Here is an 18,354-nt window from a genome sequence, read left to right as displayed (position 1 = left end):
ACTATTTAGCTTCTGCGTGACGTTTCTTTAATGAGAAAATGTGTAAAGCAACAGAACATGCTAAGCAAAGAACAGTTGCGATAATTAAGAGAACTAATCCCGCATTCCAGCCGTAATGGTCGACTGCCACTCCAAGGAGACTTGTTCCAAGCGTTGAGCCAAGAACATAACTCATAAAGCCCCGAAGTCCAACAGTTGAACCCACAGCAAATGGTGGAACAACTTCCATCGTTTGAACAGAATCAAGGAATTGTGGAATGTAAACCAAGCATCCAGCAAGGGCAGCATAAACCGTAACCGCAGTCACTGACTTGCTATTCCAGTAACCAAAAATACAGAAGATAATTAGAACCAGGGCAATCATTGCTGGTGGCATCCGGTAACTCTTGAAAAGTTTATCAGAAATGATCCCTGCCAGTAACGTTGAGGGGATAGCAGCCCATTCAAAGAAGGCAAATGCAATCATCATTTGACCATGAGTGAAGCCCTTAGCCTGAATTAAGAAGATTGGCAACCAAGTTAAAATCCCAAACCGGATCATGTAAACGAAAGTGTCCATAAACGAAACTAGCCAGGCACCAGGGTTATTAAAGACATACTTGGTAAGAATTTGCCAAGAGCTTAAATCATAGTAATCAATGTTGCTTTGTTCTTGCTTTGTTTCTTCCAGCGGTGGCAGACCTTCTTCCTCAGGTCGACCCTTAACAAAGACCAGCACGATTAAAGCTACCGCAATGGCAACCAATGCTGGGAATACATAAATTGCAAACCGCCAGTGACTTGCACCAACAATTCCTAACATAAATCCAGCAAGTGGTGAAATTAATCCCCCACCAAGGTTATGCGAGGTGTTCCAAATTGATGTTACAAATCCCCGTTGTTTTTTATCAAACCAGGTTGAAAGAATAATAAATGATGGCCCAACTCCCATTCCTTGGAACAAGCCCAAAAGAATTAAAATAATAGCTAATGACCATAGACTAAAGCCAAAGAATGCTAGGCACATACTAAGCAAGGCACAAATAATTAATCCCGTTGCCATAAAGCGTTTTGGATTAGCTTTGTCTGACCAGGCACTCATAACTCCTTTCCCTAATCCATAAGCAATCAGCAAACAACTAGACAGCATCCCGATTTGACCCTTGGAAAGATCCAACGATGCCTTTAGTTGTGGCGTTGATAGTGTAAAGTTATTCCGCACAATGTAAAAAGCAGCATAACCAATAAAAACCCCAAACAAGGACATCCACTTATACCGTTTAAACAGGGACCGTGCCTTATCAGCTGGCACTTGGGCCTTCTGTCGTGGCTTCAAAAAACTGAACATATTGACAACTCCTCCAATATAATTTCTCCCCACACACAATATAGCGCTTACACTAACGATTATACACTATCTAAATACACAAAAAGCGGAAACGTGGTTAAGAATCAAATAATCTTATCCGCGTTTCCACTTTTGCATAATCCGCGATATTACTGCTTATTCGTGAGCAATACCAACTTTTTTAGCCATTTGTTGAACATTCTTTGCTTGTTTATGGCTATTCAGATACTTGATCAGATCCTGTTGAGAAACAGTTTCAACTGGATTGTAAATATCTCCTGTATGTGGTGCACTTGGTGTTCCAAACTCGTAAATATTTACACTACCATCCTGATTAATGGTGTATGCGGAGTAGACAACCTCATTATTGCTATCCTTACTGTTAAAGGCAACATAAACCGTACCATTTCCCTTAGCAGATAGGTAGTTAACAATATCTGGTTCTGTCGTTTCCTTAATCAGAATACCGTTGTTTGAATTATCAACGACATCCTTCCACTTTGAAACATTCTTTTGTGCAGCATAGTTAGCAACTGCAGCTGCGAATTCAGTTGGCTGCATATTGTTCTTTAGTTGCACACCGTTGCTCTTCTTTGTCACTTGCTTCTTTACGGCAGGCTTCTTCTCTGCAACCTTAGTACTACTCTTCTTCGTTGCCTTTGAAGATGAAGATTTAGCAGCTTGCTTCTTCTCACTCTTCTTTGATTGGGAAGACTTAGCAACATTCTTCTTACTTTCGGCTTTCTTAGAAGAAGTCTTGGCTGCTTGCTTTGATTCAGAAGAGGCTTTCTTTGCCTTTGCTGAACTAGATTTAGCAGCACTCTCGCTAGAACTGTTTGAAGCAGTACTGCTGCTATCCGCAGTCGACGATTCTGAAATGGTCTTAGTCGTCTGTTGGATGTTTTGACGAGCTTCGGTTTGCTCCTGCTGGTTATTAAAGATATAGCTTCCGCCAGCAATGATCGCCAATGTCGCAACGATTACCATCTCATTCTTATGACGAATCTTACTCTTGGCTTGCTTTTGCTGCCGTTGATCGTAAAACGAACTCATTTCACCGCGGCTAAAGTCATACCCACAAGAAGGACAGATCCGATCTTCTGTCGGCACGTTTTTCCCACACCAAGGACATTTCTTCATTCTTTATTCCCCCCCAATCATAAATCGTTTCACTAATCACATTATAACTCTGATTTACAAAAAATGAATTTTTTGTAAATTAAAGTTACTTTTCGTTCAATAATTCTTCTTTAGCCGTGTCTAATCTTGCCGCTTCATCAGGAGATAACACAGGATAAGCTAACGGTAATTTTTCAATTTCCTTAGTCAAAATATCTGACACAATTAAGCGCGAATACCACTTATCATCTGCTGGGACGACATACCATGGGTTCTTTTTGGTAGCCGTTGCGTTGATTGCTTTTTCGTATGCTTTTTGGTACTTATCCCAGTATTGCCGTTCTCGAATATCCGCAGAAGAAAATTTCCAGTGTTTCTTTGGGAGGTTAATCCGCCGAAGGAAGCGTTTCTTTTGCTCGTCCTTGGAAATGTGAAGGAAGAATTTAAAAATCACAAAGCCATTCCGTGATAAATATTTCTCGTAATCGCGAATGTCCTGGTACCGACCCTTAAAGAAGTGATCATTGACATCACTTAAAGAGTCAACCTCTGGTAAATTAGCGTTCAGGATAATTTCCGGATGAACACGAGAAACTAGAACATCTTCGTAGTATGAACGGTTAAAGACTCCGATTTCTCCCCGAGACGGCAACTCCTTGTTAATCCGCCACAAGTAATCATGGCGTAATTCTGCAGAAGTTGGCTGCTTAAAGTTAGCGACCTTAAAGCCAACCGGGTTAACACCAGAAAAAATGTGAGCAATCATACTGTCTTTCCCAGCTGCGTCCATTGCTTGAAAGACGACTAAGATCCCGTACTTATGCCGCGCATACATCATCTTTTGGGCGTGACGAATATGACGAAGATTTTCTTCAATCTGCTCTTTAATTTTATCGAGCTCGTCGGCGCTATCCTTAACTTTCGTTGGTGCCTTTTTAATATCAAAGTCATCACCCGTATACTTGTAATCCATTCTTCCAGCCTCCAGATTAAGTTACCTTTATTCTAGCACTGTTCCCCGGTAAATTAGTCTTGAACATTAAGTTTTCGCAGGCGCAGACCAATTATAAATGCTATCAGTAGGAAGGCAATAACGAACCAGTACGGATACTGGTAATTAACGTCTAACAGCGCCCCGGTAATTAATGGCCCAATGATGTTACCAATACTAGTTAACGACATATTGATCCCATTAAGCAGTCCTTGATTACTCTTACTCATCTTGGTTAAGAGAGTTGTGATGGCAGGACGAAGAAGATCAAAGGCTTCGAAGACAAATAAAGTTGCAACAATCAGCTGCCAGTGTGAATGGTCATAAATCACCAAAATTGTTCCAACAATACTCAATAGAAAGCTATACTCTACTAGGCGAACTTCACCCAACCACTGTACAAGCCGTTCAAAGAAAAATACCTGAAGGACGAGTGAGATGATCCCATTTAAGGTAAGGACAAGTGCGATTGCTCCCAGATCAAAGTTATGGACTTCGTTAACGTATAAACTATAAATACTCTCAAAGCCGGCCAAACCAAATGCGGCAACGAAGATCATTCCGAAGAGCACCGCTAAAGTTGGCGTCATAATCTGCTTTATTTGCTGCCAACTACTGCCGAGAAGTTCCCCTTCAGGATCCTTGGTTTCACTTTGGAACCGTTCGTCCTCATCTCGAGGAAGAAACCGCCAAGCAATCACTGTACTGATTAGACCAAGAACTCCCGCAACCCAAAACGGGAATTTATAGCTAACGTGTGCTAGCAGGCCGCCAAGTCCTGGTCCCAAAATTAGTCCGCCACTAAACGCTGCTGATAACCAGCCAATTACTTTAGCCCGGTCCCGTTCAGTTGTAATATCTGCCGCTAAAGCCATTGAAGTCGGGACAAACATTGCTGCTGAGAGGCCATCAACTGCTCGTGAAAGATCAAAGACCCACAGATGTTGAGCTAACGCAAAGACAAATTCCGCAATGGCAAAAATTAAGAGTCCCCACACCAGCATTGGTTTTCGCCCAATTTTATCTGAAAAACGGCCAATAATCGGTGATGCCACAAATTGAACAAATGCAAATAATGATGACATCACTCCCATGTCGAAAGCAGTAAAGTGATACTCATTTTTAATAAATGGCTCTACCGGAAATACCAAACTCATCCCTAAGCAGATTAAAAATTCGCAAAATAGGACCACTGCAATGATCCGCTTTACTTCTTTTGTCATTTTCCTGTTCCTTTCCATAAAAGAAAGCGGCACCCGTTTGATGGCACCACTTTGAACTTTATCTTTCCTTTATATTATCAAAAAACTGACAAGAAGTATAATTTCTTGTCAGTCAGATTGAATTAATATGTGGAGTTATTTGACCTATTTTACCAAGGGAAACAAGTCAAGAATGTCGCAAAGCTAAAGAATACCCCCGGAAAGTTAGCCCAGAATACTGGCCAGTCACGGTCCTTCTTAAAGTATGCATAGATACTCCAAAGAGTACAGTTCACTCCTGCAACAAATGGTTGAAGCGGTGCAGCGTAATTACCATGCAGGTTGTTATAAATCTGTGCAATGTAAGATACGTACATTAAGATAGCAATTATACTGGCAATTCGTCCGAGCCAGCTGATAAACTTTGATTCATTCATTCATTCTCGTTCCCCTTTTCATAAAATAAATTTTCTATACCTAATCAATAAAAGCTCAAATTTGGAAAGATTTGCTTATCCACTCCAAGCGGTGAAAAAGCCTTGGAAAAGATTTGAAATAAGATGTAGAAAATACGCCTACTTACTTAGATAACTTAGGCTTCTTCGCCGGCAACTTTTACGATAGCCTTTGAAATATTACCTAACTTACCACTTACAAAGTCTTCAACGTGAGCGAAGTCCAAAACATTTGAAATTAATGGAAGTGGATCAACATCTCCTGATTGAAGCAAAGCAATAGAATCTTCGAAAGTGTAAGGATTGATGAAGGTTCCTTGAATCGTTAATTGTTTTTGGTAAACCTTGTAAGTATTTACCTTAAACTCTGAGTCAGGGTTACCAACACCAAACATTAATACTTGACCACCACGACGAGCAGCTTCAACAGCTTGTTCTTGAGTCTTTGGTAGACCAACGGCTTCAACAACAATGTCATATGAGTCTTCCTTGACTTCTTCTGGGTGAGTCATGTTATTAATGGTCTTAAAGCCGAAATGCTTCCGGTTATTTTCAAGCTTTTCGTCAACGGTTCCGGCAAGAGTAACTTCACGAATTCCGCGAGCCTTTAAAATTTGAGCAATCAGTTGTCCTTCAAAACCATCACCAATGATCAATGCATTTTGATATGGGTGAGTAGTCAAAAGATCAACAGCATGCATTGCGCATGAGATTGGTTCAATTACAGCTGCAGCTTCAAGTGAAACGTTGTCAGGAACATGATATACAACTTCTTCAGGAGCGGTGAAGTATTCTTCAAAGCCGCCATCCCGAGTAACACCAACAGCATCCAAGTGTTCACAAAGTTCTGGGCGAGATGTCCGGCAGTAGTAGCACTTGTGGCAGTAAATGTTTGGATCAACGCTGACACGATCGCCAACCTTGAAATCTTCAACTTCACTCCCAACAGCTGCAACTACACCAGAATTTTCGTGTCCCAATACAATTGGTGGAACAGCATCTGCTGAACCAGGAAGACCATTGTATAATGCCTTATCAGTTCCACAGATACCAGCCCAGGCAGTGTGAACTAAAACTTCATTGGGCTTAACTTCTGGCTTCTTGTAATTGTCATCAATTTCTAACTTCTTCTTACCAGTCATTACTAAAGCTTTCATCAGATATTCCTCCTACACTAACAAAGTGCTTTAGGGTCGATCTGGACTAAAGGTTAATGCCTCTAGCGGGATTAATCCTTAACAACTTCACAAAATTCAATAGTTTCATCGTTTGGACCAACAATGTTGAAGAACTTGATTCCATGCTTCCAGAAGTCAAGGTGTTGTACTTCGTCTTCCTTAACGTCGAATCCTTCTTCTTTAGCGGCCTTAAATGCATTATCTGCATCTTCAACGTTCAATGAGATATGGTTAATTGCACCGGTCTTGTGAACAGCACCATCACTGTCCCAGATCTCTAACATTAAGTGGCCAACCTTCATAAATACCACTTGGTGTCCTTGATCATCAGTATCAAATTGGCCTTGCTTCTTGAAACCTAACTTTTCCCAGAAGGCAATTGTCTTCTTCAAATCATCAGTTGGAATTCCAACGTGTGCCAAGTCGTCATAATAACCTGCTAAACTCTTGTTAAATGACATAAGTCTCACCTCCTTTAAATGGACTTTAATATCTAATTTATTAAGACTAGAGCGTGCTTCGCCAGGAACTTGCTAGAGATAAAGTTCTACTGCGACAGAGCCAAAACGTGCTCGCCGTGACCGCAACTTCCGCCTAGCTATCCCGTCCTTGATTGTAACCAATCATCGTCCGGGATTTTCTAGTGCTCAGTTGCTAGTTCGTCATGGCTCGCACTCTAATTTGTTGCCGCCTTCAATGCTAAGGCAAAGTCGCCGATGGTTGCGGAGCCGTTGTGTTGGGCTAATGGCATGGTGATGTATTCATTAAGATCGCCGACCTCAACATAATCGTTAAGCAGCTTCTTAAATTCACGACGAATCTTCTTTAAGAATTCTTCGCTAACAACACCACCACCAAAGACAATTTGTCCTGGACGGAACATAAGGGTTGCATCGACAGCAGCTTGGGCAACATAGTAAGCCATAATGTCCCAAACATGATCAGTTAATGGAACATCTTTTCCCTTCTTGCCTAACCGTGCTTCAAAGGTTGGCCCACTAACTAGTCCTTCAAGACAATCACCGTGGAATGGGCAAATTCCCTTAAAGTCAAGGTCATCAGGGTGACGCTTCAACCGAATATGTCCCATTTCAGGGTGACCTAATTCACCGACAAACTTACCGTCAATTACAGCACCGGCACCAACACCAGTCCCAATGGTGTAATAAACCAGTGAATTGATCCGCTTGTTAAATAACGTTGAAAGAACATATTCACCGTATGCGGAACCATTAACGTCTGTCGTCCAAGCAATTGGAACGTTAAAGTGCTTCTTGAATGGGCCCACAAAATCAGTGTCTTGCCAACCCGGCTTTGGCGTATTGGTAATGTAACCATACTTAGGTGAACTCTTACGAATTTCAATTGGTCCAAATGATGCAATCGCAATCGCACTCAAATCATCCTTGTATTGGTCAAACCATTCAATACACTTTTGAATGGTTTCTTCAGGAGTCGTTGTTGGGATGTGGATTGAATCTTGAATTTGGTAGTTAATATTACCAACGGCACAAACGAACTTTGTCCCTCCTGCTTCAATACTTCCTAGTAGCATAGCAATTCCTCCTTACTTGTTTTCGCCCATTTCAGCCCGCAGCTTCTTGCCGATCTCTTCGTAACCTGGCTTGCCTAACAGGCCAAACATGTTAACCTTGTAAGCTTCAACGCCTGGTTGGTTGAATGGGTTGATCCCATTGAGGTAACCGGAGATTCCCATAGCCACTTCAAAGAAGTAGATCAGGTAGCCAAGGGTGTATTCGTCTTCCTTTGGAATGTGAACGGTCATTACCGGTACTCCACCAGCCGTATGAGCAGCGACAACGGCTTCATAAGCCTTGGTGTTAGCGAAGTCCATCGTCTTGCCTTCCAAGTAGCCTAAGCCATCCAGGTTATCCGGTTCGCTGGGGATTTCCATATCGTGATTTGGCTGGTCTAACTTAACAACGGTTTCCATCAAGAAGCGCCGACCTTCTTGGATGTATTGACCAAGGGAGTGCAGGTCAGTCGTGAAGTTAGCACTAGATGGATAAATGCCCTTGTGATCTTTCCCTTCAGATTCACCAGCTAATTGCTTCCACCATTCAGCAAACATCGTCATGTTTGGTTCGTAGTTTTCAAGCAATTCAGTTTCATAGCCCTTCCGGTACAAGATGTTCCGGTAAGCAGCGTATTGGTAAGCTTCGTTATTTTCTAACTTTGGATCCGTGTAGTCCTTTTCCGCTTGAGCGGCACCAGCCATTAACTGGTCAATGTCGCCGCCAGAAACAGCGATTGGTAAGAGGCCAACTGGGGAAAGAACGGAGTAACGACCACCGATACCGTCTTGAATGACAAAGCTTTCGTAGCCGTGGGCGTCAGCTTCAGTCTTCAAAGCACCCTTAGCCTTATCAGTGGTAGCGTAGATCCGCTTGTTAGCTTCATCCTCGCCATACTTCTTAATCAAGAGGTTCTTGAAGATCCGGAAAGCAATTGATGGTTCCGTTGTGGTCCCGGACTTGGAAACCACGTTAACGGAGAAGTCCTTGTCGCCAATTAATTCAATCAAGTCATGAACATAAGTTGAGCTTAAGGAATTTCCGGCAAAGAGTACTAATGGGTACTTCCGGTCTGCAGCCTTTTGAGCTTGGTAGAAGGTGTTGTGCAAGAAGTCAACTGCCATCCGGGCACCAAGGTAAGAACCACCAATCCCGATGACCACTAAGATGTCTGAATCTGATTGGATCTTCTTGGCAGCGGCCTTAATCCGCGCAAACTCTTCCTTGTCGTAATCAGTTGGCAAGTGGAGCCAGTCACGGAAGTCTGCCCCGGCACCAGTACCGTTGCGTAATTCATCATCCGCTGCATTCACCATTGCTTGCATTTCGCCTAACTCGTTATCGTTAACGAATTTCTTTAAGCCTGTTTGATCAAATGAAATATGAGCCATGATTCCAGTCCCCTTTTTTATTAATTAGCTTACTTCATTCATTTGGAAGTGCTTAACTATTCAACGACTATTATGTTAGCGCTTTCTATTTTATATGTCAATCGGTTGACAGAAATTTTTTGAATTTTATTTTCAGGTTAAATTATCAGCCCAATTTAAAATAAGAAACCGTGATCCAACAACAATTAAAAGTCATTCGACCACGGTATTTTTATTTAAATCTGTTACTTGGTGTATACGTGAACAGTTGCAGGTTGCTTCTTTTCAACAGTATTATCCATCCGCTTAAGTTCGTATAGGTGCTTCCCCATAAAGAGTAAGCCAGCAATAATCAGCATCATTACTCCATAAATCCGAAATGGTGCTGCTAAGCCTAATCCGTTTAGCGGTTGACTTAATAGGTGGTTAAACCAAGCATCGGCTGTTGGTGAGAAGAAAGCCCCAAAGTTAAACCCAATTAGTACAAATGATGTAACCTTGGTTTGAAGCTTCATTGGCGCCATAAATGGCAGGATATTGAAGATCAACGGTGTAAGGACTTGCATTGGGAAGCCAACCAAAAGGATCCCGGCAGCGATAATTGGAAAACTATTTCCACCGAAGCCAAACAGGAAGTTAGCAATCGCCAAAAGAATTAAGCCAATGTAAATCGTTCCTACATAGCCGAAATGCTTCTGCAAAACTCCATAACAAGCACCACCAAGAGTTGCGCCAATCAGCATTAATGAAAGATAGGTCCCGGTACCCGTGAAAGTTTTACCGTTAATTGCAACGGCTAATCCAGGAAAACGGTCTTCCATTCCGATAAAGTCCATCTTGATTAATAGAACAAATGCCAGAATTGCGATTACTAACGGACTAATCTTAGTTACTGGTTCATTAGTAATTGGTGAAATGGTTTCTGTTGCTTGTTGGTTATCACTAGTCGTCGTGTTGCTGTGAGCATCATTTGGTACCCGCCATGCAAAGAATGCCATTACCGCAAAAGCCAATCCGTAAACCAAGAATGCTGCGTGCCAACCAGCATAAATCAGCAGCAAACTTGAAATCGTTAACGTACAGGCATTCCCAATTTGTTCAAATGCTGACCGCCAGCCCTGCATACTTGTTCGTTCGTGGCCTTGATACCAAACAGAAATCAACGAAATTGCTTGAGAATTATAAAGACCATATCCAGCACCAAGGAAGAGCCGTGAAATCAAAATCACCATGTAGTTGCTAACAAATGATGGAATCAATCCAGCAATCCCAACGATCGTAATCCCGGCCATAATAATATGCTTATCAGAAATATTAAACCAATCCTGAAGCAATGGTGAGAGAACAACGAAGAACATTACCGCAAAGGATGGCGCTGTGACTAAGTACTCAACTTGCGGCTGACTAACATTCAGCGCTGACTTAATCTGTGGCAAGGCACTTTGAATTGCGTAGGCGCTCGTAACCATAAATGATGCGGACAAGAACGCAAGTTTAGTTGCCAGTGACTGACTTTGTTTCATAGTAAAAACAACCTCCAAACTTGCTAATACAAAGTAACGAATTTTTATTTCATCTAATTTCTTTCAACATCTTTATGGTAACCGGTAAACATAGGTTAGTAAAGCGCTTACATTTAGTGATCGATTTCACTCTTTTCCGCTTGAAACCAGTAGTTAACGGTATCTTCAGCCCAAAACATGGTAAGCGCTTACATTAGACCGTTTACTAATTTACTAATTTTTTTACTTGTTAACTGCTTATATGCAACCGGTTAACAGAATCTTTTAAAAAAAGCCCAATTATTAATAGAAAATAACGAAATTAATGGTAAAATAGCTATTTCTTTGCCGACTTGATCAGTAATTAACAGGTGGTTTTATAACACTAGAAATTAAGGGTAGGGGAAAACTTTCCCTTACCCTCTTCTATACTATACTTAATAAATTTCGAACTAATAGTGTCCAATCGCGGGAATTAACTGAGGGACTCAAGCCTAACTACGAACGACTCTGATGATTTCATCATCATTCATCGTTCTAGGTTAGTCAACCGTCCCTCCGAGAAAGTTAATTCCCAGCTTAAATTATGCCGTTGTACTATTAATCATCTTTACCGGAAGAGTAACTGACTTAACGTCTGTCTTTCCATCAATCAATTGAAGGAGTAATTCAACCGCTTTAGTTGCCATTTCAGGAATTGGCTGCTGGATTGTAGTCAATTCTGGCGATAGGGTTCGGGTAATATTGGCTCCATCATAACCAACAACCTTGAGATCATCTGGGACGTGGCGATTAAATTCTTTCCCCACCCGAATAATTAAACTTGCGTTAGTATCATTATCGGCAAAAATTCCATCAACTTCTGGATGTTCCCGGAACATTTTACGGAAAACCCGTTCCTTCTCTTCATCAGATACATCAAACGAAACACTGTAGGTAATTGGCTTTCGGTGATGCCTATTCATCAGATCCTCATAAGCTTGCTGACGCAACTCATTAGGCGATACTAAATTGATCGGGTAGTTGGTATGAATGATGTGTTTACAACCATCATTCAGTAAGCGTTGAACCGCAAGGAGCCCTCCCTGGTAGTTATCAGAAGAAACAACTGGAATCTGTTTCCCAACGAATCGTTCAATCGAGACAATTGGTCTGGTCGTCTTCTGGTATTCAGAAATTCCCTGGTTATGGGAACCCACAATTAAGCCATCAACCTGATGATTCAATAATAGTTTCAAATAATCCTGTTCCTTGGCAGGGTTATTCTGACTATTCCCCATCAAAACCCGATAGCCTAATTGATCAAACCGCTTTTCCAATTCTGCTTCAAGCTCAGCAAAAAACGGGTTGTCCACTGTAGGAAAAACTAAGGCAACCAGGTTGGTCTTTTGTTTAAATAACTGTCGAGCAATTACATTTGGCCGATAATTTAGCTTATCCATTGCATCGTGGACCTTTTTAATCGTCTTGTCGCTTAAGTATCCGCGATTATTCAAGACCCGCGAAACGGTTGTTTTTGAAACGCCTGCTAATTCTGCCACGTCATCTAACTTGATTGTCTTTTTTTCTACCATAATTACTCCTCTTACTTGTCACTAGATATTATAGCATAAGAGAAAACGAGAAATGGATCTTCTCAAGGGTTGAACAGGCTTTACTACTAAGTAATAAAAACACCGAGCCTTCAAATTACGAGAAGACTCGGTACTTATTCAAGACTAATGTTAACTAGTTTTGAGCTTTTTCACCATTATTTTCTTTAGCATGGTCAGCTGCATTAACTTTAGCTTCCATCCGAAGAATATGACGTTCCTTGAAGACAAGGTAAACGAGAAGCAGGAAGGCAGCTCCGGCAGCAACATAAATCGTAACTGATGATGCGCCCCAACCAAAATGGTTAACTAATTGACCAATTAAAGCTGTGGCGGCCGTTTCACCGAAGACATACTGGAAGAAGCCCATGAATCCGGTCGATAACCCAACCGCGTAATTTGGCACAGCTTCATTAACCATTAAACCAACTAGTGAAAGTGGTGCATAAATCAAGCTCCCCATAATAAAGAGGACCGCAACGATAACTGCATGACTCGTACTAGTAAAGTAAGTGATCAAGCAAATGATTAAGCAGATTACACAAATCAAACAAACTAATGACCGCCGACCCTTCAGAAGATCAGAAATACCACCAAGGATAATAACTCCTGGAACAGCTGACAATTCAAAAATTCCGACTAGCCACTTAGCCCAATCAACACTGAAGCCCTTTGTTGGTAAGTAACTTGGAATCCAACTCATGATCCCATAACGTACAATGTAGATTGACATGGAAGTTAACGTAACCGCCCAAACAACCTTATTGCACAGAATATCTTGGTAAAGGATTTGCCAGAAAGTCTTGTTAGACAGTTCTTGAGCAGTTGAATTACCATTTTCATCCAGTTCAACGTGACCAGAATAAACGGCCATGTTCGGCAAACCAGCTACTTCCGGACGCTCCGAATTAATCAATAACATAATAGTAGCAATAATTGCAGAAACTACAGAAGCGGTTAAGAAGACAGCTGGTAATGAACCAGAGAACAGGAACGTTGCTATTTGAATACAAGCAACACAGGCAAAGGCTCCGGCATTGTGTGCTGAGGCCCAGACAGCGAAGACAACTCCCCGGTGCTTTTTAGCAAACCATAACGAAATTTCCCGCTGACAAGCAGGTGCTCCCATGGCTTGGGTAATGGAAATGAGGAGCATTAAGAATAGGATCAGGTAAAAGTTCTTAGTAAATGCCAAGAAAGCATTGAAAATACAAGAAAGATAAAGGCCAAATGCGAGGAAGACCCGCGTATTTGATTTATCAGATAAGCCACCCATAAATAGCTTAGCAACACCATAACCAATCCCAAATGTTGAAAGAATCAGCCCAATTTGACCAATATTAAAGCCGTATTCCTTCATTACCGGCTTCTGTTCAGTTGTAAAAATCAACCGAATAATGTAGTAAGCCAGGTAAGTAAAACAGGTTGCTAAAATAACCCCCGTCTGCTTGCGCCGATAAACACTAGGAATTTTATCTTTTGGCACAAGGTTGGTTGCATCCGGAGACGGTTTCAAAAACTTAAACAAATGAAACACTCCCTTATAAAAAGTAAAATAGGTAAACAACTAAGTGAAATTTAATCACTGTTAACATTGTAAGCGTTTTCTGCGCAAATTTAAACAAAAAATTTAAGATTTTACTCTTATTTATGTTTTTGCTGGTAAATTTCTTCTTAATTGTAATTCTAAGTTTTCCTTGCAATTTAATTTTCCACCTTATACACTTAGTTACATAACTAATTAACCTAAAATTGGGAGGAATTCTTAAATGACTGCGAAACGAACCAGCCAAAAGCAATCACGATGGCGAAAATTATTAGCAACCAAGCGACGACGGCTGATAATGATTATTAGTATTCTCGTAATCCTGATTCTAATCATTATCGGAATTCAACACTCAAACACTAAAAAGGATAAGTCGCAATCTACATTTTCAACAATGAGGGTTACTTCTCAACCCAGTTTTAACCTTACCGGGAAAATCGAACCGGTAGAAACCCAAATGCTAACCGTACCTTCTGGGAAACTTCAAAGTCTTAACGTTAAAAATGGTGATCACGTAGTTCAAGGACAAGCAATCCTAACGATGCATAATGATGATTTGCAGAGTCAAGTTGCTAATTTGCAAAACCAACTAGATCAGTCGCAAAGTGCTTCTTCAGATGACCAAACCACTGGTAGTTCAATGCAGCAACAATTAAAAAATATTTCAGAAAAAGTTAACCAGACTCTTGTGGCGCCGTATTCCGGGTATGTGTCCATTGATCAATCTAAGGAAGATGCCCCGGTAGTAACCCTCTATTCAGACAACCTCCAATTTGTCGGTCAAGTTTCTGAATATGACTATGATAAATTACATCAAAGCACTGATTTAAAGGTTAAGGCACTAGCAACAAACCACGTAGCTAATACTCAAGTTAATTACCTAGCCACAATCCCAACAAAGGGTACCGGCAACAATACTCGCTATAAGGTGACCGCAAGCGTTAACGCAAATCAGTTCATGGCCGGCCAAACCGCTAAGGCATCAATTAAACAGGATGGCATTTTAATCCCTAAAAAGGCTGTCCGTAACGGAAAAGTATTTGTCGTTGATACCGATGGAAAAGCTCGTAAAGCCAAGATTAGCGGTCACGCTGTTAACAGCTCCTACGTTGTTACGGATGGGATTGATGAAGGCGATAAAATCGTAATTAACCCTAATAGCAAGTTGAAGAATAATACAAAGGTTGATTAAAATGATCACTCTAAAGAATATTAATAAGTATTATCATCAAGGCAGCCAACGGTTCCATGTTTTGCATGATATTAATATTGAAATCGACCAAGGCGAATTAGTCGCCATTATTGGTGAATCCGGGTCGGGCAAATCAACGCTCATTAACATTATCGGGTTCTTAGATGATGATTTTGAGGGAACCTACTTTTACCAGGATCACCCTATTCACGATTACACCCGGAAGCAATTCTCCAGTTTACGGAACCAGAATGTTGGCTTTGTTTTTCAGAATTTTAAGCTATTACGAGAGTCAACGGTTGCGGATAATGTCGCATTACCGTTGCTATATGCGGGAAAATCCCGAAAAGAAATTAATGGCCGAGTTTCTGAAACGCTTAAACAAGTAGGCCTAGCAGGCTATGAAGAACAATTACCGAAAAACATGTCTGGTGGTCAGCAACAACGGGTCTCGATCGCCCGGGCAATTTCAACGCATCCCCAATTCTTGATTGCCGACGAGCCGACTGGTGCCCTCGATAGTGAAACAAGTCAAGAAATTATGAACTTATTTAAATCCCTTAATCAGCAAGAAGGCACGACCATCATTATGGTTACTCACGATCCTCACGTTGCTGAACAGTGTGAGCGGGTAATTAAAATCATTGATGGCCGGGTAATCAGTGATAGTAAGGAGGAAAACCAGCGTGCAGGTAATTGAATTATTTAAAACAGCGATCCAATCGTTAAGGGCAAATAAGAAGCGGAGTTTTCTGACGATTATCGGAATTATGATTGGAATCGCTGCTGTGATCGCAATCCTGGGAATTGGGGATGGGATTACCCAGACAATGTACGACAAATTCGGCAATAATGCTAAGCAAGGACAGCAAACAACCGAAATTGCCTTTAATCCCGACAACATTACTTCCAACACCTATGGCTTTACCCAAAATGAAGTAGATAACATTAAAACTCAATTTGGTGGCGAGATTAACAATATCAAAATTGAGCGTGAAAACGATAATTTCTCAGCACAAGCGCAGATTGGTGATACCACTAAAAATACTAGCGTCAGTCTTTTGAAGAAGCCGAGTCACCAAATTCGCTTGATTGCCGGAAAAAATTTCACCAAAAATAATTTAGCGGTAGGCCAAGCAAGTGCTTTAATGAGCGATAAGATTGCCAAAAAACAATACGGTACAGCCCAAAATGCTTTGGGAACAACGGTAACAGTTAATGATGTCACCTATAACATAATCGGAATATATAAAGCGCAGGGGCAATATACAAGTGATGGTAATCAAAACCCATATGGTGCTGATCTCTTAGTCCCAGATTCGCTATATTATCATGGTGAAGGAGCTACTCGGGGAAATACTCTAAAACTGACTTTTAGCCAAGGAGTCAATGCTAGCAGCATCTCACGCAAAGTTGCTAAGTATTTAAAGAAAAACGGTCCAGCGAGAAATCAAGGGACCTATGAATACATTGATATGGAAAAGGCCTTGAAGCAATTCTCCTCACAAATGAGGATTATTACTACCTTCATTAGCTTTATCGCTGCTATCTCACTGTTTATCGCCGGAATCGGGGTAATGAACATGATGTACATTTCGGTTTCGGAACGAACCCAAGAAATTGGGATTCGTTTGGCAGTTGGCGCAACACCGTTTAACATTATGATGCAATTCTTAGTTGAAGCGGTAATTTTAACGGTGACGGGAGGATTACTTGGTTTCCTTGGCGGAGCAGGATTAGCACATTTATTGGCACCATTGTTATCAAATGCAATTGGTGGTCAGGGGATCCATATTCATGCCCACATCTCGATGAATGCTTTCTTCCTCGCATTCGGAACATCAGCAGCGGTTGGATTAATTTTTGGAATTCTTCCCGCCCGACAAGCCGCTAATAAAAACCTCATTGACATCCTAAGATAATAATAAAATTGGACCTCAACATTCACTATGTGGTTCCAGTAGTTAAACTGGGACACACCAAAGTTGAATGTACAGGTCCATTTTTGACTATTTAGTTTTTGTTTTATGCTTACCAGTAAGAAAGAAAATTCTCTGATAGTAATTTGATGGAATCGATTGGAGTAAAGTAGTTAACAAGATTAATAACGAACCAACAATTGCGGCCCCCGTTAATCTTGTTCCGAGTAATGTTACTGCTAAAAATGTCGCAACAAGTGGCTCAAAAGCACTAAGAATTCCCGTAACGGCCGGACTAATATAACGCATACTCTGTAAGAACATAGTGTAGGAAAACATTGTTCCAAAAACAACAATATAGGCAACCAAGAGCCACCCCATCAGGCTCAATGATGGCAAACGATGAATGATAATTTCTGGTAGCATCCCGATCCCGCTCAAAAGCATTGCTAGTCCGCAAACCGCTAACGCATCGAACTTTGCAAGTAATGGTCGTGGTAATAAGGTGTATAGTGCAGCGGCCACGGCACACCAAAGCCCCCAGAAAATTGCGGCTGGCGTTAACGCTAACGTTCCAAGATGACCCCCAGTAACTAACAAGAAAGTTCCAATTAACGCAATAATAATTGAGATGCAATCAATTCGTCGTGGCCACTGTCGCTGAGCAATAGCTAACCAAATAATGATAATTACTGGTTGAAGGTATTGAATTACAGTTGCTGTCGGCGCATTACTATATTTCACTGCCAAAAAATACGTCAGTTGTGAGTTAAGCATCCCCAAGAGAGCAAAACCAATTAACGAAACTAAATGGCGGCGATTGCTGACTATTCGGCGGACTTGTTGGGGCGTCTTAAGTAAACTAACTGTTGTTAAGACAATTCCCGCCAAGAGCAACCGCACTGCCACCAACCATGAAGTGGTAATGCCCGTTTGTTCAAATAAGTATTGTGCTGCAGCTCCCGATCCACCCCATAACGAAGCGCCGCCAGCTGCAAGGAGAATTCCTTTCATTTGTTTTGTCATTTTTCTCACCCGCCCATTCAGTTACCAATAATTAAATTTAACATTTATTCTTTTTGGGCGATAGCTTTTCCAATCTTAAATTAAAAAAATTAAGCTGATCACGCTAAATTAGAGGGTCGTCATGTAAGCGCTAACAAATACTAAGAATTTGTTAATAAATTCCACTGATTTTTAAGAAATTTGCTTAGCAAAAGCTTATCTAATTATTATCATCACGGGCTTCAAAACATGTTAATATACTTTGTGGAGGGGTTGTTGAATCCCGTTAGAAGAAAAAACAATTATGTTAAAAGGAGTTGTTCAATATGATGTCTATTATGAGTAATGTTATCGCTGCTGTAAGTTTTGTAGGGCTGATTATTGCGACAAGCGCCCACATAATGAATAACCGAGCATAAAG

General features: G+C 41.1%; 16 protein-coding genes. 3 read left to right on the top strand and 13 right to left on the bottom strand.

Going from position 1 to position 18,354, the window contains the following annotated elements:
* Nucleotide 1: 1 nt before the first annotated feature.
* The 12 genes from N4627_RS00885 to N4627_RS00830 all read right to left on the bottom strand — a co-directional run bounded on the left by N4627_RS00885 (nt 2) and on the right by N4627_RS00830 (nt 13,799).
* Nucleotides 2–1,327 carry an MFS transporter gene (locus N4627_RS00885; RefSeq protein WP_040531770.1) on the bottom strand — a complete coding sequence of 442 codons (1,326 nt, stop codon included), beginning with the start codon at nt 1,325–1,327 and terminating at the stop codon, nt 2–4.
* A 156-nt stretch (nt 1,328–1,483) separates the two neighbouring features.
* Nucleotides 1,484–2,467: a zinc ribbon domain-containing protein gene (locus N4627_RS00880; RefSeq protein WP_003717782.1), complete on the bottom strand. Its 984-nt coding sequence runs from the start codon at nt 2,465–2,467 to the stop codon at nt 1,484–1,486.
* Between the two features lie 85 nt (nt 2,468–2,552).
* Complete coding sequence (locus tag N4627_RS00875; protein ID WP_003717781.1) at nt 2,553–3,419, bottom strand: PPK2 family polyphosphate kinase; 867 nt, start codon at nt 3,417–3,419, stop codon at nt 2,553–2,555.
* A 53-nt stretch (nt 3,420–3,472) separates the two neighbouring features.
* Nucleotides 3,473–4,660 carry an MFS transporter gene (locus N4627_RS00870; RefSeq protein ID WP_260964820.1) on the bottom strand — a complete coding sequence of 396 codons (1,188 nt, stop codon included), beginning with the start codon at nt 4,658–4,660 and terminating at the stop codon, nt 3,473–3,475.
* 149 nt (nt 4,661–4,809) lie between these two features.
* Nucleotides 4,810–5,076 carry a SemiSWEET family transporter gene (locus N4627_RS00865; protein WP_040531767.1) on the bottom strand — a complete coding sequence of 89 codons (267 nt, stop codon included), beginning with the start codon at nt 5,074–5,076 and terminating at the stop codon, nt 4,810–4,812.
* A gap of 155 nt (nt 5,077–5,231) precedes the next feature.
* The gene (locus tag N4627_RS00860) at nt 5,232–6,251 is read right to left on the bottom strand and encodes a zinc-dependent alcohol dehydrogenase family protein (RefSeq protein WP_191337225.1); all 1,020 of its coding nucleotides are present in this window, start codon (nt 6,249–6,251) and stop codon (nt 5,232–5,234) included.
* A 71-nt stretch (nt 6,252–6,322) separates the two neighbouring features.
* A complete protein-coding gene (locus tag N4627_RS00855; RefSeq protein WP_003717777.1) occupies nt 6,323–6,733 on the bottom strand; it encodes a VOC family protein in 411 nt (136 codons plus the stop codon).
* 215 nt (nt 6,734–6,948) lie between these two features.
* Nucleotides 6,949–7,827, bottom strand: a complete 879-nt coding sequence (gene scrK, locus N4627_RS00850; RefSeq protein ID WP_003717776.1) for a fructokinase ScrK — start codon at nt 7,825–7,827, stop codon at nt 6,949–6,951.
* 12 nt (nt 7,828–7,839) lie between these two features.
* Nucleotides 7,840–9,198, bottom strand: a complete 1,359-nt coding sequence (locus N4627_RS00845; RefSeq protein ID WP_152378507.1) for a glucose-6-phosphate isomerase — start codon at nt 9,196–9,198, stop codon at nt 7,840–7,842.
* Between the two features lie 224 nt (nt 9,199–9,422).
* Entirely contained in the window at nt 9,423–10,700 is a 1,278-nt protein-coding gene (locus tag N4627_RS00840; RefSeq protein ID WP_260964819.1) for an MFS transporter, read from the bottom strand.
* A gap of 563 nt (nt 10,701–11,263) precedes the next feature.
* Nucleotides 11,264–12,253 (bottom strand): LacI family DNA-binding transcriptional regulator, encoded by a 990-nt coding sequence (locus N4627_RS00835; RefSeq protein ID WP_003717774.1) that lies wholly within the window; start codon nt 12,251–12,253, stop codon nt 11,264–11,266.
* Between the two features lie 154 nt (nt 12,254–12,407).
* Complete coding sequence (locus tag N4627_RS00830) at nt 12,408–13,799, bottom strand: MFS transporter (protein ID WP_040531763.1); 1,392 nt, start codon at nt 13,797–13,799, stop codon at nt 12,408–12,410.
* Nucleotides 13,800–14,040: 241 nt separating this feature from the next.
* On the opposite strand from N4627_RS00830, the gene N4627_RS00825 reads away from it, so the two are divergent.
* The 3 genes from N4627_RS00825 to N4627_RS00815 are packed head-to-tail and all read left to right on the top strand — an operon-like array spanning nt 14,041 to nt 16,931.
* Nucleotides 14,041–15,009: an efflux RND transporter periplasmic adaptor subunit gene (locus tag N4627_RS00825; protein WP_056974613.1), complete on the top strand. Its 969-nt coding sequence runs from the start codon at nt 14,041–14,043 to the stop codon at nt 15,007–15,009.
* A gap of 1 nt (nt 15,010) precedes the next feature.
* Entirely contained in the window at nt 15,011–15,709 is a 699-nt protein-coding gene (locus N4627_RS00820; protein ID WP_056974611.1) for an ABC transporter ATP-binding protein, read from the top strand.
* Entirely contained in the window at nt 15,696–16,931 is a 1,236-nt protein-coding gene (locus tag N4627_RS00815) for an ABC transporter permease (RefSeq protein WP_003717771.1), read from the top strand. Before N4627_RS00820 ends, N4627_RS00815 begins: the two co-directional genes overlap by 14 nt.
* Before the next feature lie 87 nt (nt 16,932–17,018).
* Here the strand turns inward: N4627_RS00815 and N4627_RS00810 are convergent, their stop codons facing one another.
* Entirely contained in the window at nt 17,019–17,954 is a 936-nt protein-coding gene (locus N4627_RS00810; RefSeq protein WP_003717770.1) for a DMT family transporter, read from the bottom strand.
* Between the last annotated feature and the right edge of the window lie 400 nt (nt 17,955–18,354).

Source organism: Limosilactobacillus vaginalis, assembly GCF_025311515.1.
Lineage (GTDB): Bacteria > Bacillota > Bacilli > Lactobacillales > Lactobacillaceae > Limosilactobacillus > Limosilactobacillus vaginalis.
The sequence above is the reverse complement of the archived record's forward strand: the minus strand, read 5'-3'. Positions and strand labels throughout refer to the sequence as shown.